Origin of the sequence: Citrobacter sp. Cu231 (assembly GCF_030332265.1) — a bacterium.
GTDB classification, from domain to species: Bacteria; Pseudomonadota; Gammaproteobacteria; order Enterobacterales; family Enterobacteriaceae; genus Citrobacter; species Citrobacter meridianamericanus.
On sequence record NZ_JAOWIE010000032.1, the window covers coordinates 414,537 to 438,511 of the forward strand.

At 53.7% G+C, this 23,975-nt stretch carries 26 protein-coding genes and 1 tRNA gene; 19 read left to right on the top strand and 8 right to left on the bottom strand.

Annotation, left to right across the window (positions count from 1 at the left end; translation table 11 throughout):
• Nucleotides 1-13: 13 nt before the first annotated feature.
• Complete coding sequence (gene eco, locus OGY15_RS08455; RefSeq protein WP_286539097.1) at nucleotides 14-511, bottom strand: serine protease inhibitor ecotin; 498 nt, start codon at nucleotides 509-511, stop codon at nucleotides 14-16.
• A gap of 413 nt (nucleotides 512-924) precedes the next feature.
• Between eco and napF the strand changes: the two genes are divergently transcribed.
• The 15 genes from napF to OGY15_RS08530 all read left to right on the top strand — a co-directional run bounded on the left by napF (nucleotide 925) and on the right by OGY15_RS08530 (nucleotide 13,109).
• Nucleotides 925-1,416 carry a ferredoxin-type protein NapF gene (gene napF, locus OGY15_RS08460; RefSeq protein ID WP_286538929.1) on the top strand — a complete coding sequence of 164 codons (492 nt, stop codon included), beginning with the start codon at nucleotides 925-927 and terminating at the stop codon, nucleotides 1,414-1,416.
• On the top strand, nucleotides 1,406-1,669 hold the full coding sequence (napD, locus tag OGY15_RS08465) for a chaperone NapD (RefSeq protein ID WP_151219879.1): 264 nt from the start codon (nucleotides 1,406-1,408) through the stop codon (nucleotides 1,667-1,669). The genes napF and napD overlap by 11 nt, the downstream gene beginning before the upstream one ends.
• Nucleotides 1,666-4,152, top strand: a complete 2,487-nt coding sequence (napA, locus tag OGY15_RS08470) for a nitrate reductase catalytic subunit NapA (RefSeq protein WP_151219878.1) — start codon at nucleotides 1,666-1,668, stop codon at nucleotides 4,150-4,152. Before napD ends, napA begins: the two co-directional genes overlap by 4 nt.
• A gap of 6 nt (nucleotides 4,153-4,158) precedes the next feature.
• Nucleotides 4,159-4,854, top strand: a complete 696-nt coding sequence (gene napG / locus OGY15_RS08475) for a ferredoxin-type protein NapG (RefSeq protein WP_151219877.1) — start codon at nucleotides 4,159-4,161, stop codon at nucleotides 4,852-4,854.
• The gene (gene napH / locus OGY15_RS08480) at nucleotides 4,841-5,704 is read left to right on the top strand and encodes a quinol dehydrogenase ferredoxin subunit NapH (RefSeq protein WP_151219876.1); all 864 of its coding nucleotides are present in this window, start codon (nucleotides 4,841-4,843) and stop codon (nucleotides 5,702-5,704) included. The genes napG and napH overlap by 14 nt, the downstream gene beginning before the upstream one ends.
• Complete coding sequence (napB, locus tag OGY15_RS08485) at nucleotides 5,701-6,150, top strand: nitrate reductase cytochrome c-type subunit (RefSeq protein ID WP_151219875.1); 450 nt, start codon at nucleotides 5,701-5,703, stop codon at nucleotides 6,148-6,150. The genes napH and napB overlap by 4 nt, the downstream gene beginning before the upstream one ends.
• A gap of 9 nt (nucleotides 6,151-6,159) precedes the next feature.
• Nucleotides 6,160-6,762: a cytochrome c-type protein NapC gene (gene napC, locus OGY15_RS08490; RefSeq protein WP_003027548.1), complete on the top strand. Its 603-nt coding sequence runs from the start codon at nucleotides 6,160-6,162 to the stop codon at nucleotides 6,760-6,762.
• A gap of 20 nt (nucleotides 6,763-6,782) precedes the next feature.
• Entirely contained in the window at nucleotides 6,783-7,403 is a 621-nt protein-coding gene (ccmA, locus tag OGY15_RS08495; RefSeq protein WP_286538930.1) for a cytochrome c biogenesis heme-transporting ATPase CcmA, read from the top strand.
• Entirely contained in the window at nucleotides 7,400-8,059 is a 660-nt protein-coding gene (gene ccmB, locus OGY15_RS08500) for a heme exporter protein CcmB (protein ID WP_151219873.1), read from the top strand. The genes ccmA and ccmB overlap by 4 nt, the downstream gene beginning before the upstream one ends.
• A gap of 75 nt (nucleotides 8,060-8,134) precedes the next feature.
• A complete protein-coding gene (locus tag OGY15_RS08505; RefSeq protein WP_151224740.1) occupies nucleotides 8,135-8,872 on the top strand; it encodes a heme ABC transporter permease in 738 nt (245 codons plus the stop codon).
• A complete protein-coding gene (ccmD, locus tag OGY15_RS08510; protein WP_151219871.1) occupies nucleotides 8,869-9,081 on the top strand; it encodes a heme exporter protein CcmD in 213 nt (70 codons plus the stop codon). Before OGY15_RS08505 ends, ccmD begins: the two co-directional genes overlap by 4 nt.
• Nucleotides 9,078-9,557, top strand: coding sequence for a cytochrome c maturation protein CcmE (ccmE, locus tag OGY15_RS08515; RefSeq protein WP_016153767.1), 480 nt, complete (start codon nucleotides 9,078-9,080; stop codon nucleotides 9,555-9,557). Before ccmD ends, ccmE begins: the two co-directional genes overlap by 4 nt.
• Nucleotides 9,554-11,509 (top strand): heme lyase CcmF/NrfE family subunit, encoded by a 1,956-nt coding sequence (locus OGY15_RS08520; protein WP_187253428.1) that lies wholly within the window; start codon nucleotides 9,554-9,556, stop codon nucleotides 11,507-11,509. Before ccmE ends, OGY15_RS08520 begins: the two co-directional genes overlap by 4 nt.
• Nucleotides 11,506-12,063, top strand: a complete 558-nt coding sequence (gene dsbE, locus OGY15_RS08525) for a thiol:disulfide interchange protein DsbE (protein WP_151219870.1) — start codon at nucleotides 11,506-11,508, stop codon at nucleotides 12,061-12,063. Before OGY15_RS08520 ends, dsbE begins: the two co-directional genes overlap by 4 nt.
• The gene (locus OGY15_RS08530; RefSeq protein WP_151219869.1) at nucleotides 12,060-13,109 is read left to right on the top strand and encodes a cytochrome c-type biogenesis protein CcmH; all 1,050 of its coding nucleotides are present in this window, start codon (nucleotides 12,060-12,062) and stop codon (nucleotides 13,107-13,109) included. Before dsbE ends, OGY15_RS08530 begins: the two co-directional genes overlap by 4 nt.
• Nucleotides 13,110-13,210: 101 nt before the next feature.
• Here the strand turns inward: OGY15_RS08530 and narP are convergent, their stop codons facing one another.
• The 4 genes from narP to OGY15_RS08550 all read right to left on the bottom strand — a co-directional run bounded on the left by narP (nucleotide 13,211) and on the right by OGY15_RS08550 (nucleotide 16,226).
• On the bottom strand, nucleotides 13,211-13,858 hold the full coding sequence (narP, locus tag OGY15_RS08535; RefSeq protein ID WP_016153764.1) for a nitrate/nitrite response regulator protein NarP: 648 nt from the start codon (nucleotides 13,856-13,858) through the stop codon (nucleotides 13,211-13,213).
• Between the two features lie 197 nt (nucleotides 13,859-14,055).
• Nucleotides 14,056-14,132 (bottom strand) — tRNA-Pro (locus OGY15_RS08540).
• A gap of 74 nt (nucleotides 14,133-14,206) precedes the next feature.
• Entirely contained in the window at nucleotides 14,207-15,967 is a 1,761-nt protein-coding gene (gene yejM, locus OGY15_RS08545) for an LPS biosynthesis-modulating metalloenzyme YejM (protein WP_151219868.1), read from the bottom strand.
• Between the two features lie 31 nt (nucleotides 15,968-15,998).
• The gene (locus tag OGY15_RS08550) at nucleotides 15,999-16,226 is read right to left on the bottom strand and encodes a YejL family protein (RefSeq protein ID WP_286538931.1); all 228 of its coding nucleotides are present in this window, start codon (nucleotides 16,224-16,226) and stop codon (nucleotides 15,999-16,001) included.
• 134 nt (nucleotides 16,227-16,360) lie between these two features.
• On the opposite strand from OGY15_RS08550, the gene yejK reads away from it, so the two are divergent.
• Nucleotides 16,361-17,368 (top strand): nucleoid-associated protein YejK, encoded by a 1,008-nt coding sequence (yejK, locus tag OGY15_RS08555; RefSeq protein ID WP_151219867.1) that lies wholly within the window; start codon nucleotides 16,361-16,363, stop codon nucleotides 17,366-17,368.
• A 101-nt stretch (nucleotides 17,369-17,469) separates the two neighbouring features.
• Here yejK and rplY read toward each other — a convergent pair whose 3' ends face one another.
• Together rplY and radD are read right to left on the bottom strand one after the other, a co-directional pair.
• Nucleotides 17,470-17,754, bottom strand: a complete 285-nt coding sequence (gene rplY / locus OGY15_RS08560) for a 50S ribosomal protein L25 (protein ID WP_006683755.1) — start codon at nucleotides 17,752-17,754, stop codon at nucleotides 17,470-17,472.
• A 124-nt stretch (nucleotides 17,755-17,878) separates the two neighbouring features.
• Entirely contained in the window at nucleotides 17,879-19,639 is a 1,761-nt protein-coding gene (radD, locus tag OGY15_RS08565) for a DNA repair helicase RadD (RefSeq protein WP_151219866.1), read from the bottom strand.
• Nucleotides 19,640-19,789: 150 nt separating this feature from the next.
• Between radD and rsuA the strand changes: the two genes are divergently transcribed.
• The 3 genes from rsuA (at nucleotide 19,790) to OGY15_RS08580 (ending at nucleotide 22,381) form a co-directional block, all read left to right on the top strand.
• Entirely contained in the window at nucleotides 19,790-20,497 is a 708-nt protein-coding gene (gene rsuA, locus OGY15_RS08570) for a 16S rRNA pseudouridine(516) synthase RsuA (protein ID WP_151219865.1), read from the top strand.
• 15 nt (nucleotides 20,498-20,512) lie between these two features.
• Nucleotides 20,513-21,703: a Bcr/CflA family multidrug efflux MFS transporter gene (locus OGY15_RS08575; RefSeq protein WP_151219864.1), complete on the top strand. Its 1,191-nt coding sequence runs from the start codon at nucleotides 20,513-20,515 to the stop codon at nucleotides 21,701-21,703.
• 333 nt (nucleotides 21,704-22,036) lie between these two features.
• On the top strand, nucleotides 22,037-22,381 hold the full coding sequence (locus OGY15_RS08580) for a YejG family protein (protein WP_087051313.1): 345 nt from the start codon (nucleotides 22,037-22,039) through the stop codon (nucleotides 22,379-22,381).
• A gap of 3 nt (nucleotides 22,382-22,384) precedes the next feature.
• Here OGY15_RS08580 and yejF read toward each other — a convergent pair whose 3' ends face one another.
• On the bottom strand, nucleotides 22,385-23,974 hold the full coding sequence (yejF, locus tag OGY15_RS08585; protein ID WP_151219863.1) for a microcin C ABC transporter ATP-binding protein YejF: 1,590 nt from the start codon (nucleotides 23,972-23,974) through the stop codon (nucleotides 22,385-22,387).
• Nucleotide 23,975 lies beyond the last annotated feature (1 nt).

A 23,975-nucleotide genomic window follows, 5' to 3' on the forward strand; every position in this document is an offset into this window, starting at 1 on the left:
GGCATATTCTCACTTATCGCGCGACTGCGTCCTGAATTTTATCTTCCGCTTTCCAGATGCGGTATTTCACGCCCACGTTTTCCGGGGTGTAGACCACAATCGGCAACTTGCTGTTGTAACGCAGCATACCGTCATCACCCAGATACGCGGTGATGAATTTCTTCTCTTTCTTACCGTCCGGGCAAGCCATCATGGTTGAGATCGGAGACGTAACTTTGTCAAAGACATAGTAGTCATATCCCCAACCTTCCAGCGTTTTGCTGTCCAGTTCTCCGCCCAGGCGGTGTTGGTTGCAGTCAACTTCCAGTGTTTGTCCGATCAGTAGTTCTACTTTGAGAGTAGATTCATCTTTCTCAGGAGTAAGTTGGATAACCTGGCGTTTCATACCCTTTTCCGCTTTAGGATAGGGGGCGACTTTTTCCAGCGGCTGAGCGCTGGTATCGTTACTGGCAGCCCACGCAGAGGTACTGGCAAATGCGGCGAAAAGTACGGCAGGGACAATTGTCTTCATCTTATTGTTCACAGTGTTTCCTTTCTTCTGTCTTATGAACGAGTCTGGATCAGGTTAACATATTTACATAATCTATTAGTCTGTATTTACTTATATTTAAGGTGAATTAAATAGTATTTACCTGTCTCTATAGCGATATATTCCAGGAGTTATCCTAGTGTTGAGATTTTCAGCTTTTTGCGAAATTCGTTATATATGTGTTTATATAACTCATTGAAATGTGAGCAAAAGCGCATTTTTCCCCGCCAACTCAACACTCCTTTGATCCGGCAACAGCATTTACCCCGATTGGGGTATGCTCCTCTAACACATCCTGAAATATCTTACGGCTAAAAATAATTACTCATAAATAGTGCAGTTTTTTATGTCGTTCAACCCGTCGAGGGAGAGCGTCATTATGGAAGGACAATGTCATGGTTGATTTATCCCGTCGAGGTATGTTGACAGGCAGTTGGCGAAATGCCAAGGCGGGGATCCGTCCGCCATGGAGCAAGGAAGACTCCCACTTTCTGGCCCATTGCCTCCGTTGTGACGCCTGCATCCAGGCGTGTGAAACCGACATCCTGCAGCGAGGCCAGGGTGGTTACCCGAGCGTAAATTTCAAACACGGCGAGTGCAGCTTTTGTTATGCCTGCGCAGAAGCCTGTCCCGAATCACTTTTTCTTCCGCGCCACACCAGGGCATGGGATCTGAATTTTACTATCGGGGAAAACTGTCTCGCACACCAGTCCGTTGAATGTCATCGCTGTCAGGATAGCTGTGAACCCATGGCCATAACCTTTCGTCCCACGCTGTCCGGCATTTATCAGCCGCAGCTCGACAATCAGGACTGTAACGGATGTGGCGCATGTGTCGCTATCTGCCCGGTATCAGCCATTAACGCGGAGTACAACCATGGACAATAACTGGCAGGTCTGCAGCCTGGTCGTTCAGGCCAAAAGCCAGCATATCAATGATATCGCCACACAGTTACGTTCCTTTCCCGGTTGCGAAGTTGCCCTCAGCGATATGGAAAGCGGTCAACTGATCGTGGTGGTGGAAGCTGAACACAGCGAAACGTTAATGAAAACTATTGAGTCAGTGCGCAACGTTGCGGGCGTACTGGCGGTGTCGCTGGTTTATCACCAGCAGGATGAGCAAGGTGAGGAAACACCATGAAACTCAGTCGTCGTAGCTTTATGAAAGCTAACGCCGTTGCGGCCGCTGCGGCGGCTGCCGGGTTAAGCGTGCCGGGCGTAGCCCGTGCGGTAGCCGGTCAGCAAGAGGCCATCAAATGGGATAAAGCCCCGTGCCGTTTTTGCGGGACGGGCTGTGGCGTATTGGTCGGGACGCAGCAAGGGCGTGTTGTGGCATGCCAGGGCGACCCGGATGCGCCGGTTAACCGTGGGCTTAATTGTATCAAAGGTTACTTCCTGCCGAAAATCATGTACGGAAAAGACCGTTTAACGCAGCCGATGCTGCGCATGAAGGACGGGAAGTATCACAAAGAGGGCGAGTTCACCCCGATTAGCTGGGACCAGGCTTTTGACGTGATGGAAGAGAAATTCAAAACGTCCATGAAAGAGAAAGGCCCGGAGTCTATCGGTATGTTCGGCTCTGGTCAGTGGACGATTTGGGAAGGTTATGCTGCGGCTAAATTGTTCAAAGCGGGTTTCCGTTCCAATAACATCGACCCGAACGCGCGTCACTGCATGGCGTCAGCGGTAGTCGGCTTTATGCGTACCTTCGGTATGGATGAGCCGATGGGCTGCTATGACGATATCGAGCATGCTGACGCTTTCGTCCTGTGGGGCGCGAATATGGCGGAAATGCATCCGATCCTGTGGTCGCGCATCACCAACCGTCGTTTGTCCGACCCTAACGTTAACGTCGCGGTTCTTTCCACCTTCCAGCACCGCAGCTTTGAGCTGGCGGACAACGGTATGGTCTTCACGCCGCAAACCGATCTGGTGATCCTCAACTACATCGCGAACTACATTATTCAAAACAATGCGATAAATCAGGATTTCTTTAGTAAGCACGTTAACGTGCGTAAAGGCGTAACGGATATCGGCTACGGTCTGCGTCCTACCCATCCGCTGGAAAAAGCGGCGAAAAATCCGGGTTCCGATGCCTCTGAACCGATGAGCTTTGAGGACTACAAAGCTTTCGTTGCCGAGTACACACTCGATAAAACTGCCGAAATGACCGGCGTCCCGAAAGATCAACTGGAACAGTTAGCTCAGCTGTATGCCGATCCGAAGAAAAAAGTCATCTCCTACTGGACGATGGGCTTCAACCAGCATACCCGCGGCGTGTGGGCCAACAACCTGGTCTACAACCTGCACCTGCTGACCGGCAAAATCTCCCAGCCAGGCTGTGGTCCGTTCTCGTTGACCGGCCAGCCTTCCGCCTGCGGTACTGCGCGTGAAGTCGGTACGTTCTCTCACCGTTTGCCTGCGGACATGGTGGTAACGAACGAAAAACACCGCGATATCTGCGAGAAGCACTGGAATATACCGGCGGGGACAATTCCGGCGAAAGTCGGCCTGCATGCCGTGGCGCAAGACCGTGCGCTGAAAGACGGCAAGCTCAATGTCTACTGGACGATGTGTACCAACAACATGCAGGCTGGTCCGAACATCAACGAAGAACGTATGCCGGGCTGGCGCGATCCGCGCAACTTCATCATTGTCTCCGATCCGTATCCGACGGTCAGCGCCCTGTCTGCTGACCTGATCCTGCCGACCGCAATGTGGGTAGAAAAAGAAGGCGCCTACGGTAACGCGGAACGCCGTACACAATTCTGGCGTCAGCAGATTAAAGCGCCGGGCGAATCGAAATCGGATCTGTGGCAACTGGTGCAGTTCTCTCGTCGCTTCAAAACAGAAGAAGTGTGGCCGGAAGAGCTGCTGGCGCAGAAACCGGAACTCCGCGGCAAAACGCTGTATGACGTTCTGTTTGCCACGCCTGCAGTGACGAAATTCCCGGTGGCTGAACTGGCTGACGATCAGCTCAACGATGAGTCCCGTGAGCTGGGCTTCTATCTGCAAAAAGGACTGTTCGAAGAGTACGCCTGGTTTGGTCGCGGTCATGGGCACGACCTTGCGCCATTTGACGATTATCACAAAGCGCGCGGCTTACGCTGGCCGGTCGTTGAGGGTAAAGAAACCCAGTGGCGTTACAGCGAGGGCAACGACCCTTATGTAAAAGCGGGCGAAAGCTACAAGTTCTACGGTAAGCCGGACGGCAAAGCGGTCATCTTCGCGCTGCCGTTTGAACCTGCTGCTGAAGCGCCGGATAAAGAATACGACCTGTGGCTGTCTACCGGACGTGTGCTGGAACACTGGCATACCGGCAGCATGACACGCCGTGTGCCTGAACTGCACCGCGCTTTCCCGGAAGCCGTGCTGTTTATCCACCCGCTGGATGCAAAAGCGCGCGACCTGCGCCGTGGCGATAAAGTCAAAGTGGTTTCCCGTCGTGGCGAAGTGATTTCGATAGTTGAAACACGCGGTCGTAACCGTCCGCCGCAGGGGCTGGTGTACATGCCGTTCTTCGATGCCGCACAGCTGGTGAACAACCTGACGCTGGATGCGACAGATCCGCTCTCCAAAGAGACGGATTTCAAGAAGTGCGCCGTGAAACTGGCGAAGGTGTAACGCGTTATGTCCCGGTCAGCTAAACCCCAAAATGGCCGCCGCCGCTTTCTGCGCGATATGGTTCGTGCTGCGGGTGGGCTGGCCGTCGTTGGCGTGGCGCTGGGGTTGCAACAGCAAACCGCACGAGCAACCGGCGTGCGGTTGCGCCCGCCCGGCGCACTGAGCGAGGAGGCGTTCGCCAGCGCCTGCGTGCGCTGCGGACAGTGCGTTCAGGCCTGCCCGTATGACACGTTGAAGTTGGCGACGCTGGCCTCCGGGCTGGCAGCGGGTACGCCGTATTTTGTCGCTCGTGAGATTCCCTGCGAAATGTGTGAGGACATTCCGTGCGCCAAAGTCTGCCCCAGCGGCGCGTTGGACAGGGAAATTGCATCCATAGACGATTCACGTATGGGGCTGGCAGTTCTGCTGGATCACGAAAACTGCCTCAACTATCAGGGGTTACGCTGTGACGTTTGTTATCGCGAGTGCCCGAAAATTGATGAGGCTATCACCCTTGAGCTGGACCGCAACATGCGTACCGGCAAGCACGCGCGGTTTATTCCTACCGTGCACAGCGATGCCTGTACCGGCTGCGGGAAATGCGAAAAAGTCTGCGTACTGGAGCAGCCTGCAATAAAAGTGTTGCCGCTGTCGCTGGCGAAAGGGGAGTTAGGACACCATTACCGCTTCGGTTGGCTGGAGGGGAACAATGGCAAATCGTAAACGTGATGCCGGGCGTGAAGCGCAGGCGAAAAAAGGATGGTGGATGAGCCATCGCTGGCTGGTGCTGCGTCGTCTGAGTCAGTTTTTGATCCTGGCGATGTTCCTCAGCGGCCCGTGGCTTGGCGTGTGGATCCTGCATGGCAATTACAGTAGCAGCCTGTTGCTGGATTCCATTCCGTTCACCGACCCACTGATGACCCTGCAAAGCCTGGCCAGCGGACATCTGCCGGCGACGGTGGCGTTAACGGGCGCCATCATCATCACGGTGCTGTATGCCCTGGCGGGTAAGCGACTGTTTTGCAGTTGGGTTTGCCCAATGAACCCGGTTACCGATTTAGCCAGTTGGCTGCGCAGAAGGTTTGACTTGAATCAGTCCGCGACCCTACCGCGCCATATACGGTACGTCCTGCTGGTGGTCATTCTGGTCGGTTCAGCGCTGACTGGTACGCTGCTGTGGGAGTGGATAAACCCGGTTTCTCTGCTGGGACGCAGCCTGGTAATGGGATTCGGTAGCGGAGCGTTGCTGATCCTCGCGCTGTTTTTATTTGATTTACTGGTCGTTGAACACGGCTGGTGCGGGCATCTCTGCCCACTGGGTGCGCTGTATAGCGTAGTGGGAAGTAAAGGTGCATTAACCGTCTCAGCAAAAGAACGTAACAGATGTAACCGCTGTATGGATTGTTTTCATGTTTGCCCGGAACCGCATGTGCTACGTGCGCCGGTGCTGGATGAGCAAAGTCCGGTGCAGGTAACCAGTCGCGATTGCATGGCCTGCGGTCGCTGTGTGGATGTCTGTTCTGAGGATGTTTTTACAATAACAACACGATGGAGTTCGGGAGCGAAATCATGAAAAGCCATGACCTGATTAAAGCGCTGAGTCAATGGATGGCCGCGCTGGCCTTGCTAGTCAGTGGGGCAGTTTGGGCTGCAAATGGAGTGGATCTGAGCCAGTCACCGGAAGTCTCAGGAACGCAGGAAGGGGCGATTCGCATGCCGAAAGAGCAAGTGCGTATGCCGCTGAACTATGTGAATCAGCCGCCGATGATTCCGCACAGCGTTGAAGGATATCAGGTGACGACTAACACTAACCGCTGCCTGCAATGCCACGGTGTGGAAAGCTATCGCACCACCGGTGCGCTGCGCGTCAGTCCTACGCACTTTATGGATAGCGACGGCAAGGTATTGGCTGAAGTCGCGCCGCGTCGTTATTTCTGTCTGCAATGTCACGTTCCGCAGGCTGACGCTGCGCCGATTGTTGAAAATACCTTCACCCCCTCGAAAGGTTACGGGAAATAAGAGGTCATTATGGAAAATTCTAACCGTAAACCAGGCTGGATTAAGCGCGTCTGGCAATGGTGGCGTCGCCCCAGCCGTCTGGCGCTCGGCACGCTGTTGTTAATCGGCTTTGTGGGCGGCATTATTTTCTGGGGCGGCTTTAATACCGGTATGGAAAAGGCCAATACAGAAGAGTTCTGCATTAGCTGTCACGAAATGCGCAATACGGTGTACCAGGAATACATGGAAACCGTACACTACAACAACCGTAGTGGTGTGCGAGCGACTTGCCCTGATTGCCATGTCCCACACGAGTGGGGTCCAAAAATGATCCGTAAGATCAAGGCCAGTAAAGAGCTGTACGCGAAAGCACTGGGGTTAATAGATACACCGCAGAAATTTGAAGATCATCGTTTAACGATGGCGCAAAATGAGTGGCGGCGTATGAAAGATAACAATTCGCAAGAGTGTCGAAACTGTCACAACTTCGAGTTTATGGATTTAACCGCCCAGAAAGGCGTAGCGGCCAAAATGCACGACCAGGCCGTGAAAGACGGGCAAACCTGTATTGACTGCCATAAAGGGATAGCGCACAAACTGCCTGATATGCGCGAAGTCAAACCGGGCTTTTAACAGGATGTAGATAACCAGGTATGCTTGAAGCCAGAGAATTACTTTGCGAGCGGGATGACAGAATACTTTTCAGTGAGTTGTCATTTCGCGTCAACGCAGGGGAATGGGTACAAATTACCGGCAGCAACGGCGCAGGGAAAACCACTCTTCTGCGGTTGCTTACCGGGCTGGCGCGTCCCGATGCAGGGGAGGTTTGCTGGCAAGAGCAACCGCTGCATCATGTGCGGGATAGCTACCACCAACAATTGTTGTGGATCGGACATCAGCCGGGGATAAAAACCCGGCTTTCGGCGTTGGAGAACCTGCGTTTCTTCCACCACGACGGCGACATCGCACAGTGTCTGGCGGCGCTGGCGCAGGCGGGGCTTGCCGGATATGAAGATATTCCGGTGAACCAACTCTCCGCCGGACAACAGCGGCGCGTGGCGCTGGCCCGTTTGTGGCTGACTCGCGCCCGGTTGTGGATCCTCGATGAGCCCTTTACCGCCATTGATGTGAACGGCGTTGAGCGACTGACTCAGCGTATGGCGCAGCATACGGAGCAGGGGGGTATTGTTATTCTCACTACCCACCAACCGCTCAATGCCGAAACCGATAAAGTGCGACGTATTGCGCTGACCAGCGAGAGGACAACGCAATGATGTGGCGAATCTTCCGTTTAGAACTGCAAGTTGCGTTTCGTCATAGTGCGGAAATCGCCAATCCTTTATGGTTCTTCCTGATTGTTATCACGTTGTTCCCTTTGAGCATCGGTCCGGAGCCGCAACTGCTGGCGCGTATTGCACCGGGCATCATCTGGGTTGCGGCACTGCTGGCGTCGTTGCTGGCGCTGGAACGGTTGTTTCGTGATGACTTACAGGATGGCAGCCTTGAGCAACTGATGTTGCTGCCGCTGCCACTGCCGGCAGTAGTTCTGGCGAAGGTGATGGCGCACTGGGTTGTGACCGGTTTGCCTTTGCTCATCCTCTCGCCGTTAGTCGCTCTGCTGCTGGGCATGGATATGTACGGCTGGAAAATTATGGCGTTGACCTTATTACTTGGGACGCCAACGCTGGGCTTTCTCGGCGCACCGGGCGTGGGGTTGACGGTAGGTTTAAAGCGCGGCGGTGTGTTGTTGAGCGTGCTGGTTCTCCCGCTCACCATCCCCTTACTGATTTTTGCGACCGCCGCGATGGATGCGGCTTCCATGCACTTACCGGTTGAAGGGTACATGGCGATTTTGGGCGCGTTGCTGGTAGGCAGCGCCACGCTAAGCCCGTTTGCCACGGCTGCGGCGTTACGGATAAGCGTGCAATAGCGCAGATTAGATGTGCAGGCCGGGCAAGACGCTCAGGCAAAACGGATATTAATTATGGAGTCTGGTGACTGAACTATGTGGAAAACACTTCATCAATTGGCGATGCCCCCTCGGCTCTATCAGATCTGTGGCTGGTTTATTCCGTGGCTGGCGATTGCCAGCGCGGTGGTACTGATTACAGGCTTGATCTGGGGCTTTGGTTTCGCGCCTGCAGATTATCAGCAGGGGCAGAGCTATCGCATTATTTATCTGCACGTTCCGGCGGCAATATGGTCGATGGGAATTTACGCATCAATGGCTGTTGCCGCGTTTGTCGGCCTGGTCTGGCAGATGAAAATGGCCAATCTGGCGTTGGCTGCGATGGCGCCCATTGGTGCAGTGTTCACCTTTATTGCGCTGGTGACGGGTTCCGCATGGGGCAAACCGATGTGGGGAACCTGGTGGGTTTGGGATGCCCGACTCACCTCTGAACTGGTACTGCTGTTTCTCTACGTTGGCGCCATTGCGCTGTGGCATGCGTTTGATGACCGCCGCCTGGCGGGGCGTGCTGCCGGCATTCTGGTGCTGATTGGCGTGGTCAACTTACCGATAATTCACTACTCGGTTGAGTGGTGGAATACGCTGCATCAGGGGTCAACCCGCATGCAGCAGAGCATCGATCCGGCAATGCGCGCGCCGCTGCGTCTGGCTATCGTCGGCTACCTGTTACTGTTTGTCACGCTGGCGCTGATGCGCATGCGTAACCTGATTTTGATGATGGAAAAACGCCGCCCCTGGGTGAGCGAACTGATCTTAAAAAGAGGCCGCCAATGACCCCTGCATTTGCATCATGGAGTGATTTTTTCGCGATGGGCGGTTACGCCTTGTATGTCTGGCTGGCTGTCGCCATGACCCTTATTCCTCTGGTGGCGCTGGTGCTGCATTCTGCATTACAGCATCGCGCAATCTTACGCGGTGTGGCGCAGCAGCGGGCGAGAGAAGCGCGTATGCGTGCGGCGCAAGTGCAACGGGAGGCGGCGTGAATATTCGACGTAAAAATCGGCTATGGATAGCCTGTGCGGTGCTTGCTGGTCTGGCTTTGACCATTTCGCTGGTGCTCTATGCGCTGCGTTCCAATATCGATCTGTTCTATACGCCGGGAGAGATACTCTACGGTAAGCGTGAAACCCAGCAGATGCCTGAAGTCGGTCAGCGCCTGCGCGTGGGCGGTATGGTTATGCCCGGCAGCGTAAAGCGCGATCCGCAGTCATTGAAAGTGAATTTCAGCATCTATGACGCCGAAGGTGTGGTGGATGTAACCTATGAAGGTATTCTGCCGGACCTGTTCCGTGAAGGGCAGGGCGTCGTCGTTCAGGGCGAGCTGGACGGGGGAAATCATGTGCAGGCCAAAGAGGTTCTGGCCAAACATGATGAAAACTACACCCCGCCGGAAGTCGAAAAAGCGATGCAGGAAAACCATCGTCGTCCGGAAAGTGTCTATAAGGATAAAACGTCATGATGCCTGAAATTGGCAACGCGCTGTTATGCCTTGCACTTGGCGTTGCATTACTGCTGTCGGTCTATCCGCTTTGGGGCGTAGCGCGCGGCGATGTACGGATGATGGCTTCCGCGCGGCCCTTTGCCTGGGTGTTATTTATCTGTGTGATGGGGGCGTTCCTGATTCTGGTCAACGCCTTCGTGGTTAATGACTTTACCGTCACCTACGTCGCAAGCAACTCCAATACCCAGCTTCCGGTCTGGTATCGGGTGGCGGCGACGTGGGGCGCGCATGAGGGCTCGCTGCTGCTGTGGGTGCTGCTGATGAGTGGCTGGACGTTCGCCGTCGCGGCGTTCAGCCAGCGCATGCCGCTGGATATCGTCGCCCGCGTGTTGGCGGTGATGGGGATGGTCAGCGTCGGCTTCCTGTTGTTTATCCTGTTTACCTCCAACCCGTTTGCCCGCACGCTGCCTAACTTTCCTATTGAAGGGCGCGATCTGAACCCGCTGTTGCAGGATCCGGGGCTTATTTTCCACCCGCCGTTGCTGTACATGGGGTATGTCGGTTTCTCCGTGGCATTTGCTTTTGCCATTGCCGCGTTGATGAGTGGACGACTGGACAGCACCTTCGCCCGTTTTTCGCGTCCGTGGACGCTGGCGGCGTGGGTCTTTTTGACGCTGGGCATTGTGCTCGGTTCTGCCTGGGCCTATTACGAGCTGGGTTGGGGCGGCTGGTGGTTCTGGGATCCGGTCGAAAACGCCTCGTTTATGCCATGGCTGGTGGGAACGGCGCTGATGCACTCGTTGTCGGTGACAGAACAGCGCGCCAGCTTTAAAGCATGGACGCTGCTGCTGTCAATCTGCGCCTTCTCGCTTTGCCTGTTAGGAACTTTCCTTGTGCGCTCTGGCGTGTTGGTGTCGGTTCATGCCTTCGCTTCCGATCCGTCGCGCGGTATGTTCATTCTGGCCTTCATGGTGCTGGTGATTGGTGGCTCCCTGCTGCTGTTTGCCGTGCGCGGTCACAAGGTTCGCTCGCGGGTTAATAACGCACTGTGGTCACGTGAATCGCTGCTGCTGGGGAATAACGTTCTGCTGATTGCCGCCATGCTGGTGGTGCTACTGGGCACATTGCTGCCGCTGGTGCACAAACAGCTTGGGTTGGGCAGTATTTCGATTGGCGAGCCGTTCTTCAACACAATGTTCACCTGGCTAATGGCGCCGTTCGCGCTGTTGCTGGGGATTGGACCATTAGTGCGCTGGGGGCGTGACCGACCGCGTAAGCTGAAAACACTATTGCTTGTCGCGTTTGTCACCACGCTTGTCCTGTCGCTGCTGCTGCCGTGGCTGTTTGAGGATCGCATTGCGGCGATGACCGTCGTGGGCCTGGCGATGGCGTGCTGGATTTTTGTACTGGCGATGGCCGAAGCGTTCCTGCGTATTTCCCGCGGAACGAAGTTAACACCAAGCTATTGGGGCATGGTGTTGGGTCACGTAGGGTTGGCGATCACCATTGTCGGTATTGCCTTTAGCCAGAACTACAGCGTTGAACGTGATGTGCGTATGAAGGCGGGTGATAGCGTCAGTATCCATAACTATCAGTTTACGTTCCGCGAAGTGAGAGATATTACCGGACCAAACTACCGGGGGGGCGTTGCCATTATTGGCGTCACTCGTGATGGTAAACCGGAAGCCACGCTGCATGCGGAAAAACGCTTCTATAACAGCACCAGTTCGATGATGACTGAAGCGGCAATTGACGGCGGATTCACACGTGACCTTTACGCTGCGTTGGGCGAAGAACTGGATAACGGCGCCTGGGCTGTACGTCTGTATTATAAACCGTTTATTCGCTGGATTTGGGCCGGAGGATTGCTGATGGCGCTGGGTGGGTTGTTCTGCCTGTTTGATCCACGCTATCGCCAGCGCACGCGTCCTCGCGCTGCGGTGCAAAAAAATGCGTCGGAGGCTGTATGAAGCGCAACGCACTGTTAATCCCGTTTATTATTTTTCTCATTATTGCTGCGGCGCTGCTGTGGCAGTTAGCGCGCAACGCGCAAGGGGACGACCCCACGAATCTGGAATCGGCGCTGATTGGCAAACCGGTTCCAACATTCCGCCTCGAATCGCTGGAAAATCCGGGTCAGCATTATCAGGCCGATGTGCTGACGCAGGGTAAACCGGTATTGCTGAACGTCTGGGCGACCTGGTGTCCGACCTGTCGCGCAGAGCATCAGTATCTGAATCAGCTGTCTGCGCAGGGCGTGCGGGTGGTGGGTCTGAACTATAAAGACGATCGCCAGAAAGCTATTGTCTGGCTGAAAGAGCTGGGCAATCCATATGCGCTGAGCCTGTTTGACGGCGATGGGATGCTTGGCCTGGATCTTGGTGTGTACGGCGCGCCGGAGACGTTTCTGATCGACGGGAAAGGCATTATTCGCTACCGCCATGCTGGTGATTTAAACGCCAGGGTATGGGAACGCGAGATCAAACCGTTGTGGGATAAGTACAGTAAGGAGGCTGCGCAATGAGAGTTTTACTGGGCCTGCTAATGCTGGTTATCTCGGGATCCGCTCTGGCGACTATTGACGTGATGCAGTTTAAGGACGAAGCGCAGGAGCAGCAGTTCCGCCAGCTTACCGAACAACTGCGTTGTCCTAAATGTCAGAACAACAGCATTGCTGATTCTAACTCAATGATTGCCACTGACCTGCGCCAGAAAGTGTACGAACTGATGCAGGAAGGAAAAAGCCAGAAAGAAATTGTTGATTACATGGTGGCGCGTTACGGCAACTTCGTCACTTACGATCCGCCATTGACGCCGCTTACCGTGCTGCTGTGGGTAATGCCGGTGGTAGCCATTGGTCTGGGAGGCTGGATTATTTTCGCTCGTACCCGCCGACGCGTTCGGGTGAAACAGGAGGCGTTTCCTGACGACGTTATCCCGGATGGCAAGCGCGGTGGATTCGGGTTGTTTGTGCCTGGCATCGTGGTGGCGCTGGGGGTTGGCGCAGTGAGCTATTACGAAACCGGCAACTACAAGCAGGTTCAGGTCTGGCAACAGGCCACCGCTCAGGCTCCGGCGCTGCTGGAGCGGGCGTTGGATCCAAAAGCTGATCCGCTCAATGAAGAAGATATGACACGTCTGGCGCTGGGTCTGCGCACTCGCTTACAAGCCGATCCTGCCAACGTTGAAGGTTGGATCATGCTTGGGCGCATTGGCATGGTACTTGGTAACGCCAGTACGGCCACTGAAGCCTATGCCAATGCTTATCGACTGGATCCGAAAAACAGCGATGCTGCGCTGGGCTATGCGGAAGCGCTGACCCGTTCTTCCGATCCTGACGATAACCGTCGGGGAGGGGAGCTGCTACGCCAGTTGGTACGCGGCGAACATGCCAACGTGCGGGTTCTCAGCATGTACGCGTTTAACGCTTTTGAACAGCAGCGCTTTGGCGAGGCGGTTGCGGCGTGGGAGATGATGCTGAAATTATTACCCGCCAACGATACTCGTCGGGCGGTGATAGAACGCAGCATTAAGCAGGCGATGGAACAGCTAACGCCGCAGGAGAAGTAAGATTGGAAGATGCCGGATGGCGACGCAAAGCGTCTTATCCGGCCTACTAATGCACGTGACTTGTAGGCCCGATAAGCGTAGCGCCATCGGGCAATATCTGATTACTGCATGCCGCGCGTTTGTAAAAACAGGATGGTGGCAGCTACACGAGAACGCACGTTGAGTTTGCGCAGCAGATTGCGAATATGCACCTTCACCGTCTGTTCAGAAATATTCAGCACTGATGCAATCTGTTTGTTCGACAGCCCCTGAGCCAGTTCATGTAACACATCCAGTTCGCGTTCGGTGAGAATGCTGAATGGATCTTCCTGGGCACCAAACAGGTCGCGCTCACGCAAATATTCGCTAACGCGGGTACTAAAGGCTTTACCGCCTTTGGCGCCGCTGCGAATGGCCTCCAGCAGAACTTCAGGATCGCTGTCTTTAAGTAAATAACCATCCGCGCCGGCATCAATTAAGGCATACACATCGCTGGCGGCATCCGAAACGGTAAGAATAATAATTTGCGCGGTGACGCCGTCCCGACGCAGCGCATTCAGGGTATCCAGCCCGCTCATCCCTTTCATATTGAGATCCAGCAGGATCACATCAAGGTCAAGGCGATTTGCCAGATCGATAGCACTGGCACCGTCACCCGCTTCCGCGACTACGTTAAAGGCGGGATCAAGTTGCAATAATTGACTAATTCCCCGCCGCATCAGTGGGTGGTCGTCGACAATCAGCACCCGAAAAGGCGTTGCTTCAGGCATACTATTCTCCTGAGTTTTTATTAGTATCATTATTGTTTTCAGCGCATCAATCGTCCAGATTCATCGCGCTGATAAGAGGATAAATTTTACCCCAATTTGTGCATGGGTAAGTAGTAAAACCTGTGCAGAAAAGGGTGGGAATGCTGAATAATGGACATAAAAAAACCAACCCGAGGGTTGGTTTTTTTGGGGATTTTTGGTCGGCACGAGAGGATTTGAACCTCCGACCCCCGACACCCCATGACGGTGCGCTACCAGGCTGCGCTACGTGCCGACGCTATGGCTGCTAATACTACTGCTTTCCGCTACGAATGCAAGAGGATGTCTCGCTAACTGATTTATAATTAATCAGTTAGCGATAAATCGCTTCTCATCCGTCAGAACCTGTAACAGCAGACTTAGCTGCGGTTTCTGATCTTTTATTTTCTCGCCGCGTAAATTATAGGTCTGATAATTACCGTTGTTGTTCAGCACCAGCGTCATCTCGGGTGTGGTAACGGCCATCGTGCTGCCGTCGGCGGCAGTAACCCAGTAATGGCGGCGGGTTGCATTGAACAGATCCTGCCCCTGTGAGTATTCGTTAGCAGGTGTACTGACGTGCAACAGGCGCTGCATTAGCGTTGTCATCAGGTCTGTATGATCGGTCAGACTATTGATGCGCTGGGCAGGCGTTCCCGGCCAGTGAATAACCAGAGGAACCTGCAGATGACCGCGTGACCAGGCAAAGTTGTTCTCTTCCTGCGTCAGCGGCACGCCCCGACCTGCGGTAATAATCACCACCGTGTTATCCAGTTTACCTGAGTCGCGCAGGGCGCTAATAACGCGGTTGATGTTGGCATCCACATCCTGAGCGGCGCTGGCATAACGTTTGGCAAAATTCTTCTGGTTGCTGTCATCAAGGTTCGTCCCGTTAAAGGAGACCCACGAGAACCAGCGGTTATCTTCCTGCGCGTAGCGTCCCAGCCAGTTAATCCACTGGCTTGCGGTTTGTTCGTCAGATTGCGTTTGCACGCTTGGCATGGAGAAATCTGACAGCAGCGCCTGGCGATATAGCGGGCTGGTAAAGCCGTCCGAGGAGAATAGCCCTAACTGATAACCCTGCTGGTTCAGCGCGGAAATCAACGCCGCAGGCGTTCGGGTCGATAAAATGCCGTCCATGTAGCTTGGCGATACACCATAGAACAGGCCAAAAATCCCGTTATCCGTGGTGTTGCCAGTGCTCATGTGACGCGTAAAGGAGATATTCTGCCCGGCGAATTCAGCCAGCGCAGGCATCTGCTTTTCAAAGCGTGAATAGTTCAGGCCGTCGACGGTGATCAGCAGGACGTTCTGGCCGGTGCCCATATCGCGATAGCGCAGTTCGCTGAGCGGGTACTGTACGGATACTGCTTCCGGATTCCCCTGCTCGATCAGGCGACGCTGGTACTCTTGCGCATCCAGCAGACCATGTTTTTCCAGGAACTTACGTGCCGTCATCGGATAGGAGAGCGGCAGGTTTGCGCGCTGCATGGTAATCGGGCGATAGAAATTGGCATCCGCCCAGATATACACCACGTGCGAGGCGATAAAGCAAATGAAGAAAAATGCGGCTAACGGTTTGGCAAAATGGCGACGACGCGTCAGGCTACGTAGCTTTTGCCAGCTCCAGGTCGCAAAGAGCATTTCAATTAACAGAATCACTGGCACACTGATAAACATCAGTTGCCAGTCACGCGCAGCTTCATTCTGGTCAGGGTTGATGACCAGTTCCCAGACGATCGGGTTGAGGTGCAGATGGAAGCGGGTGAAAACTTCGCTGTCGATGAGCAACAGCGTCATGCCAGCCGTCGCCAGAATCGCTGACAAGAATCGCATCAGCCTCTGGGACATGACGATAAACGTCAGGGGAAACAGAATCAACAGATAGGCGGCAAAGACCAGAAAACTAAAATGTCCGACCAGGCTTACATAGGAATAAATGCGACCTGCAAGCGTTGTCGGCCAGTCGGCGACAAACAGGTAACGGCTACCGAGTACCACGGCCAACAGAATGTTGAACAAGGCAAACCAGTGCCCCCAGCTAACCATCTGGGAGACTTTCTCACGGTAGCGCTGACGATGAGTTACCATAAACTGTTGTTCGTTTCCCCGGAGCAGGCTCTTAATGCGCTTGGTCGTCGTTTACCGAAGACTGCAATGCGCGGGCAAAAGAGTTGGCAATCGCCTGGCGCTGGGCCGGTGCGATGCTTGTATTGATAAGGTTAGTTACCATATTTCCCAATATCATCAGGGAAAGATCGGTCGGCGCCTTATGTTTTTCCAGTACGTTGAGCATCTCATTCAGCAGTTGTTCAACGTGTTCGTCACTATAGCGGGAAATTTGTGGCATAAATCGAAATCAGTCTGTTCATGAAAGGGCAACATATTACCGTACAGACAGTTTTTTTTCTGCTTTTTTATCTTCTATTGCGTCACTGCCCGGCAGGTGGTTGAATACCGCCCGGTCTAAAAGGAGAGTTTATCATGAGTCTGGATATCAACCAGATTGCCCTGCACCAGCTTATCAAACGTGACGAGCAGAATCTTGAGCTGGTCTTGCGCGATTCATTACTGGAACCGACAGCGACCGTTGTCGAGATGATGGCTGAGCTGCATCGGGTATATAGCGCCAAGAATAAAGCCTATGGCCTGTTTAGCGAAGAGAGTGAACTGGCGCAAACGCTGCGTTTACAGCGTCAGGGCGAAGAGGATTTTCTGGCTTTCAGTCGTGCCGCGACCGGACGCTTGCGGGACGAGCTGGCGAAATATCCTTTTGCCGACGGCGGCATTGTCCTGTTCTGCCATTACCGATATCTGGCGGTAGAGTATCTGTTGGTCGCCGTGCTGAACAATTTAAGCAGCATGCGCGTCAATGAAAATCTGGATATCAATCCGACGCACTATCTGGATATCAATCATGCGGATATCGTGGCGCGCATTGATTTAACCGAGTGGGAAACTAACCCGGAGTCCACGCGCTATCTGACGTTCCTGAAAGGGCGGGTAGGGCGCAAAGTCGCCGATTTCTTTATGGATTTCCTCGGTGCCAGCGAAGGTCTGAACGCCAAAGCGCAAAACCGTGGTTTGCTGCAGGCTGTCGATGACTTTACCAATGAGGCGCAGCTCGATAAAGCTGAACGCCAGAACGTGCGTCAGCAGGTGTACAGCTACTGCAACGAGCAGTTACAAGCCGGTGAAGAGATCGAGCTGGAGTCGCTGTCTAAAGAACTTTCCGGTGTCAGTGAAGTTAGCTTCAGCGAATTTACCGCTGATAAAGGTTACGAGCTGGAAGAGAGCTTCCCTGCGGATCGCAGTACGCTGCGTCAGTTAACCAAATTTGCTGGCAGCGGCGGTGGGTTAACTATTAACTTCGACGCCATGTTACTGGGTGAACGTATTTTCTGGGATCCGGCGACGGACACCTTGACAATCAAAGGTACGCCACCGAACCTGCGCGACCAGCTGCAGCGCCGCACGTCGGGTGGGAAGTAAAATGTTAATGCCGGATGGCGGCGTAAAGCCATATCCGGCCAACCGATAAGCCCCATAAAAAAACCCCGCCGAGGCGGGGTTTTTTTTCAACTTGTAGGCGATTACGCGCGAACGAAGTCGATGTGAGTCAGCTTCGGCTTGAACGCATGACGCTGTACAGCCTGAGCTTTAACTTTAACTTCTTTACCGTCAACAACGATGGTCAGAACTTCGCTGTAGAATTCAGCTTTAGCTTGCATGTTCATAACTGCATCGTGATCCAGTTCGATAGCAATCGGGGCTTCTGCGCCACCGTAGATGATTGCCGGGAACTTGTTAGCGGCACGCAGGCGGCGGCTCGCACCCTTACCCTGCTCTTTACGTACTTCAGCGTTGATAGTAAACATTTAAATCTCTCTTTAATAATTCCTGCTACAGGCGACCCAGCAACAGGTATGTGATCTGCTTTGCGTATGCAAAAGCGGGCGAGATTCTATACTCAAACGCCTGGCACATCAATCAAAAGTACGATTAACCGCGTAATTCATGTGCCCGACGAAAGCGTCCTTCATAATCGAAGACCTTTTCACGTACCTGCCAGTACTGACCTTTCATGCGCGCCACCACGAAATCAGGATGACGTAACAGCGCCTGCTGGGCGAGGATATCGGCGGCGGTTATCCAGCGTAAGGGAATGCCGGGCGTTCGGGTATGCGGGCGAATAAACAGTTGTTCGAAGGCCGTTCGCTGCGCGGGAGTGTGCAGGCGAAAGCGTTCGCTGACGTCGGCGCCATCTTCATCGTAATAGGTTATTTTCAGCCATTCGCCTTTTTCATCCTGCCCATTTTGTAGCGCCATCCCGCTGCAGCGTAAAACCAGCGCATCTTTAAGCCTGAGCGCGGCTTTCAACATATCATCCGGGTCAACCAGCACCGTGTCGCACTCCCGGCAACGGCGGGCGGCGATGTCATTTTCCGCATTGCACTGTGGGCAGTTTTTAAAACGGAAACGAAAATCGCACTGTTCGCGATGGCCATCATCATCTTCAAACCATCCCTGACAGCGGCGCCCAAAGTGCTCAATCAGCGTGCCGTCGGCCGTTGTTTTGCCCCAGAAGGTGTTGGCAAAGCCGCAGGCAGGGCAGAACACCTGTACCGGAACGTTGTCGCTTTTCCCTTTCGGCGCACCGACTTCCGGCGCGTACAGGTCGTGCGGGTTGCCAGCGTAATCGAGGATCAGACAGTCGGTTTTACCCGGCGCCAGGCGCAGCCCACGGCCGACAATTTGTTGGTAAAGGCTAACTGACTCGGTCGGGCGCAGAATGGCGATAAGGTCGACGTGCGGGGCATCGAAGCCGGTGGTCAGGACCGACACATTCACCAGATAGCGAAAGTGTTGGGCTTTGAACTCTTCAATTAACACGTCGCGTTCAACGCCAGGCGTGTCCCCGGTGATTAGCGCGGCATCGTCAGCAGGTAGCAAACCCAGAATTTCCTTGGCATGCTCAACGGTGGCGGCGAAAATCATCACCCCTTTACGCGTCTGGGCAAACTCGACAATCTGGCTGATGATATGCGGCGTTATTCGCTGCTGTTTTTTCAGTTCCTGATTCAGGTCCGCTTCGCTAAACAGGCCGTTACTCTGCGCCTGCAGGCGGCTGAAATCATATTGCACGACCGGCATGTCAAGGCGTTCTGGTGGCGTCAGATAACCGTGTTTAATCATGTAGCGCAGTGGTAATTCGTAAATGCAGTCGCGAAACAGCGCTTTTTCATCGCCGCGCACCATTCCGTGATAATGAAAATGGTAAATCCAGCCTTTGCCCAAACGAAAAGGTGTGGCGGTAAGCCCGAGCAGGCGTAAGTGGGGATTTACTTTGGTCAGGTGAGTGAGGATTTGCTGATACTGACTCTCTTCATCATCGCCAATACGGTGACATTCATCGACGATAAGCAGAGAGAATTCTCCCTGAAAGGCATCCAGATTACGTGCCACCGACTGTACGCTGCCAAATACCACTTTCCCGTGGCTCTCTTTACGCTTCAGACCTGCGGCAAAAATATCGGCTTCCAGCCCCAGCGCGCAATATTTGGCGTGGTTTTGCGCGACCAGTTCTTTGACGTGCGCCAGTACCAGTACGCGACCGCGCGCCACGCGGGCCAACTCGGCAATCACCAGGCTTTTGCCCGCACCGGTTGGCAGGACGATCACCGCCGGCGTGCGGTGATGGCGAAAATGGTTGAGCGTGGCGTCAACAGCTTCTTTTTGGTACGGGCGAAGAGTAAAAATCATGGGCTCACTAAAATAAACAATAACAAGGAGTAGTATGCCATGAATCATTTCTCTTGAGGGATGGTGTAACGCCGCTATACTGGGCGGATAACGGTCCCACTTTTCGGGCGTAAACCCGATTCTCGTATTTTTACAGGCAAAATCACACTCATGCGACTTGATAAATTTATCGCTCAGCAACTCGGCGTCAGCCGCGCTATTGCCGGGCGTGAGATCCGTGCTAACCGCGTTACCGTCGACGGTGAAATCGTCAGAAATAGCGCTTTTAAGCTGCTGCCAGAACACGACGTAGAATATGACGGTAATTCCCTGGTTCAACAAAATGGCCCACGCTATTTTATGCTGAATAAGCCCCAGGGTTATGTATGCTCAACGGATGACCCGGATCACCCGACGGTGCTCTATTTCCTTGATGAACCGGTGGCCTACAAACTGCATGCGGCAGGGCGTCTTGATATCGACACCACCGGACTGGTGCTGATGACCGATGACGGACAGTGGTCGCATCGCATCACTTCGCCGCGTCACCATTGCGAGAAAACCTATCTGGTGACGCTGGAGTCGCCAGTGGCAGATGATACCGCCGAACAGTTTGCCCATGGTGTACAGTTGCATAATGAGAAAGACCTGACCAAGCCAGCCTTGCTGGAAGTCATTACGCCAACTCAGGTGCGCTTGACCATCAGCGAAGGGCGCTATCATCAGGTTAAACGTATGTTTGCCGCCGTGGGTAACCACGTTGTGGAACTGCACCGTGAACGGATTGGTGACATCAGGCTTGATGATGATCTGGCGCCGGGTGAATATCGTCCTTTGACCGAAGAAGAAATTGCCAGCGTTAACTTAACCCCGCGTTAATTTCAGGAGCTAAATGTGACCACCCGGCAGAACTCGTCAATTGCCATTGTCTTTATCCTTGGCTTGCTAGCCATGTTGATGCCGTTGTCGATTGATATGTATCTTCCGGCGCTGCCTGTTATCTCTGAACAGTTTGGTGTGCCAGCTGGTAGCGCGCAGATGACCCTCAGTACCTATATTCTGGGGTTTGCAGTGGGTCAACTGTTCTATGGTCCAATGGCAGACAGTCTTGGACGCAAGCCAGTGATTCTGGGCGGGACGCTGGTGTTTGCGGCGGCGGCAGTGGCCTGCGCACTGGCGCAAACCATCGATCAGCTGATCGTGATGCGTTTTTTCCACGGCCTCGCTGCTGCAGCAGCGAGCGTGGTTATCAACGCCCTGATGCGTGATATCTATCCGAAAGAAGAGTTTTCGCGCATGATGTCATTCGTCATGCTGGTCACGACTATCGCGCCATTAATGGCGCCGATTATCGGTGGCTGGGTGCTGGTATGGCTGAGCTGGCACTACATCTTTTGGATCCTCGCCGTGGCCGCTATTCTGGCGTCGGTGATGATCCTTACTCTGATCAAAGAGACTTTGCCGGTAGAGCGTCGCCAGCCGTTTCGCCTGCGTACCACTATTGGTAACTTTGCCTCGCTGTTTCGCCATAAACGCGTGCTGAGCTATATGCTGGCCAGTGGGTTCAGCTTTGCCGGGATGTTCTCGTTCCTGAGCGCCGGCCCCTTCGTCTACATTGAGATCAACCACGTTTCACCGCAGCATTTCGGCTATTACTTCGCGCTGAACATTGTGTTCCTGTTCGTGATGACCATCATCAACAGCCGCTTTGTTCGGCGGGTTGGTGCATTGAATATGTTCCGTATTGGCCTGTGGATCCAGTTCGTGATGGCAGGCTGGATGGTCTTTAGTGCATTGTTCGGGGTTGGCTTCTGGGCGCTGGTGGTAGGCGTTGCGGCGTTTGTTGGCTGCGTGTCGATGGTGTCATCCAACGCCATGGCGGTGATTCTCGATGAATTTCCACATATGGCGGGAACGGCGTCATCGCTGGCAGGGACGTTCCGCTTTGGCATTGGCGCTATCGTTGGGGCGCTGTTATCTCTGGCTACCTTTAACTCGGCCTGGCCAATGATATGGTCGATAGCATTTTGCGCCACCAGCTCAATTCTCTTCTATCTCTACGCCAGTCGCGCCAAAAAACGGTGATCTATTACACAACCTGGGGGCCATAAGGCCTCCAGAGTTGATGTACATCAACCGCAAATCTATCATTTTCCCCGCGTATGTTTATTTTATGTAAAATCAATTTATGTAAAAAGTCACATCATTGTAGTTAAAAAGGTTGAGTTAGATCGCAGAAACGAGTACATATAGCGCGGAAACATGCCTGAACCGTTGAATAAATTTAAATAGTGGGTTCGGAAAGCGTCGTAAAGACTGGGTGTAAACGTTTACCAACTGTCTAAAGACGTATTGTCAATAATGTGTTAATATTGATGTAAAATAATTGTGAAGTGATTGTACTTCCAGGGAAAGAAAGTGATGACATTACAACTCTCAATCGTTCATCGTCTGCCGCAGTGCTATCGTTGGTCGGTGGGTTTCGCAGGTTCAAAGGTTGAACCGATTCCGCACAACGGTCAGAGCAATGAAAACAGCCTGGTGGCTCTCAAATTGCTTAGCCCTGATGGTGACAGCGCATGGTCAGTCATGCACAAACTTAGTCAAGCCCTCAGCGACATTGAGGTACCTTGTTCCGTGCTGGAATGCGAAGGGGAGCCGTGTCTGTTTGTGAATCGTCAGGATGAATTTGCCGCGACCTGCAGACTGAAAAATTTCGGCGTGGCCATCGCAGAACCATTTTCAAACAACAATCCGTTTTGAGCGTCAGCTTAGCGCAAGTAGCTGACGCGTATACGCCTGCTGTGGCGCGTTAAATACGTGCTCGCATTGCCCTTGTTCCACGACCTCTCCCTGACGTAACACAATAACCTGATGGCATAACGCGCGTACGACGTGCAGATCATGGCTGATAAAGATATAAGCCAGCCGATGCTTTTCCTGTAAAGACTTTAACAACGTCAGGATTTGCGCTTGTACGGTTCTGTCGAGCGACGATGTTGGTTCATCCAGAACGATCAGGGAGGGCTTGAGAATCAATGCCCTGGCAATAGCTATACGTTGACGCTGGCCGCCAGAGAACTCCGCCGGGTAACGATGTCGCGTTTCACTATCCAGTCCCACTTCCTTCATTACCGCCTTCACCTGCGCTTCGCGCTGTTCGGCTGAAAGGGTAGGCTGATGAACGCGCAACCCCTCCTCAATAATCTGTAGCACGCTCAGGCGCGGGTTCAGCGAGGAGTTGGGATCCTGAAAGACCACCTGTATGCGGTGACGGATCGGCAACAGCTGGCGACGATTTAAGGTATGCAGCGCCTGACCATCGAACACAATGCTTCCCTGTGAGGTGATTAACCTCAGGAGCGCGAGTCCGGTAGTGCTTTTCCCCGACCCTGACTCACCGACAAGCCCCAGCGTTTCACCGGGTCGCAGAGAAAAACTGATATTGTTAACCACGACGTTGTGGTCCACCACACGCTTCAGGATACCTTTGCGGATGGGGAATGCGACGCACAGTTTTTCCACTTCCAGCAGCGGGGCTTGCCCGGCTGGTAAAGGTATCGGGTCGCCGGAAGGTTCGCTGTTTAACAATTTCTGCGTATAGGGATGCGTTGGCGCACTGAGCAACTGTGCGGCATGATTTTGCTCAACACACTGGCCGTTTTGCATGACTGCTACGGTATCGGCCAGTTTTTTCACAATGCTGAGGTTATGGGTAATGAACAGCAATCCCATGTTCAGCTCACGCTGCAATTCCCGCAGCAGCTGCAGGATCTGCGCCTGGACGGAAACGTCCAGCGCGGTGGTGGGTTCATCGGCAATCAGCAGCTCCGGTCGCGTTAGCAGCGCCATGGCGATCATCACGCGCTGGCGTTCACCGCCGGACAGCTGGTGCGGGTAGTCTGCGAGTCGTTTGGCCGCCTGACGAATACCGACACGATCAAGACAGGTCAGTATTTCTGCACGCGCGGCCTCCCGACGCATTCCTCGATGCAGCGACAGCACTTCATAAAGCTGTTTTTCCAGGTTGTGAAGTGGGTTTAGTGACACCATTGGTTCCTGGAAAATCATGGCGATCTTATTCCCCCGCACGCCGCGAAGCACTTGCTCATCGGCGTGAAGTAATGATTCGCCATGAAAACGGATATCGCCGGAAAGGTAGACTACCGGAGGGGAGGGTAACAACCGTAAAATAGACAGCGCGGTCACGCTTTTACCTGAGCCGGATTCACCCACCAGTGCCAGCGTTTGCCCGGCATCAACGCGCAGTGACAGACTGTTGACCACGGTGCGCACGGTGTTCTGTTGGCGAAAACCTACCGATAAATTGTCAATAGCTAACAGAGGTTGTGTCATC

What these genes read in the sequence shown, in the direction of transcription:
- eco (WP_286539097.1), bottom strand. Translation starts at nt 511, where the DNA reads ATGAAGACAATTGTCCCTGCCGTACTTTTCGCCGCATTTGCCAGTACC.
- napF (WP_286538929.1), top strand. Translation starts at nt 925, where the DNA reads ATGGTTGATTTATCCCGTCGAGGTATGTTGACAGGCAGTTGGCGAAAT.
- napD (WP_151219879.1), top strand. Translation starts at nt 1,406, where the DNA reads ATGGACAATAACTGGCAGGTCTGCAGCCTGGTCGTTCAGGCCAAAAGC.
- napA (WP_151219878.1), top strand. Translation starts at nt 1,666, where the DNA reads ATGAAACTCAGTCGTCGTAGCTTTATGAAAGCTAACGCCGTTGCGGCC.
- napG (WP_151219877.1), top strand. Translation starts at nt 4,159, where the DNA reads ATGTCCCGGTCAGCTAAACCCCAAAATGGCCGCCGCCGCTTTCTGCGC.
- napH (WP_151219876.1), top strand. Translation starts at nt 4,841, where the DNA reads ATGGCAAATCGTAAACGTGATGCCGGGCGTGAAGCGCAGGCGAAAAAA.
- napB (WP_151219875.1), top strand. Translation starts at nt 5,701, where the DNA reads ATGAAAAGCCATGACCTGATTAAAGCGCTGAGTCAATGGATGGCCGCG.
- napC (WP_003027548.1), top strand. Translation starts at nt 6,160, where the DNA reads ATGGAAAATTCTAACCGTAAACCAGGCTGGATTAAGCGCGTCTGGCAA.
- ccmA (WP_286538930.1), top strand. Translation starts at nt 6,783, where the DNA reads ATGCTTGAAGCCAGAGAATTACTTTGCGAGCGGGATGACAGAATACTT.
- ccmB (WP_151219873.1), top strand. Translation starts at nt 7,400, where the DNA reads ATGATGTGGCGAATCTTCCGTTTAGAACTGCAAGTTGCGTTTCGTCAT.
- OGY15_RS08505 (WP_151224740.1), top strand. Translation starts at nt 8,135, where the DNA reads ATGTGGAAAACACTTCATCAATTGGCGATGCCCCCTCGGCTCTATCAG.
- ccmD (WP_151219871.1), top strand. Translation starts at nt 8,869, where the DNA reads ATGACCCCTGCATTTGCATCATGGAGTGATTTTTTCGCGATGGGCGGT.
- OGY15_RS08520 (WP_187253428.1), top strand. Translation starts at nt 9,554, where the DNA reads ATGATGCCTGAAATTGGCAACGCGCTGTTATGCCTTGCACTTGGCGTT.
- dsbE (WP_151219870.1), top strand. Translation starts at nt 11,506, where the DNA reads ATGAAGCGCAACGCACTGTTAATCCCGTTTATTATTTTTCTCATTATT.
- OGY15_RS08530 (WP_151219869.1), top strand. Translation starts at nt 12,060, where the DNA reads ATGAGAGTTTTACTGGGCCTGCTAATGCTGGTTATCTCGGGATCCGCT.
- narP (WP_016153764.1), bottom strand. Translation starts at nt 13,858, where the DNA reads ATGCCTGAAGCAACGCCTTTTCGGGTGCTGATTGTCGACGACCACCCA.
- yejM (WP_151219868.1), bottom strand. Translation starts at nt 15,967, where the DNA reads ATGGTAACTCATCGTCAGCGCTACCGTGAGAAAGTCTCCCAGATGGTT.
- OGY15_RS08550 (WP_286538931.1), bottom strand. Translation starts at nt 16,226, where the DNA reads ATGCCACAAATTTCCCGCTATAGTGACGAACACGTTGAACAACTGCTG.
- yejK (WP_151219867.1), top strand. Translation starts at nt 16,361, where the DNA reads ATGAGTCTGGATATCAACCAGATTGCCCTGCACCAGCTTATCAAACGT.
- rplY (WP_006683755.1), bottom strand. Translation starts at nt 17,754, where the DNA reads ATGTTTACTATCAACGCTGAAGTACGTAAAGAGCAGGGTAAGGGTGCG.
- radD (WP_151219866.1), bottom strand. Translation starts at nt 19,639, where the DNA reads ATGATTTTTACTCTTCGCCCGTACCAAAAAGAAGCTGTTGACGCCACG.
- rsuA (WP_151219865.1), top strand. Translation starts at nt 19,790, where the DNA reads ATGCGACTTGATAAATTTATCGCTCAGCAACTCGGCGTCAGCCGCGCT.
- yejF (WP_151219863.1), bottom strand. Translation starts at nt 23,974, where the DNA reads ATGACACAACCTCTGTTAGCTATTGACAATTTATCGGTAGGTTTTCGC.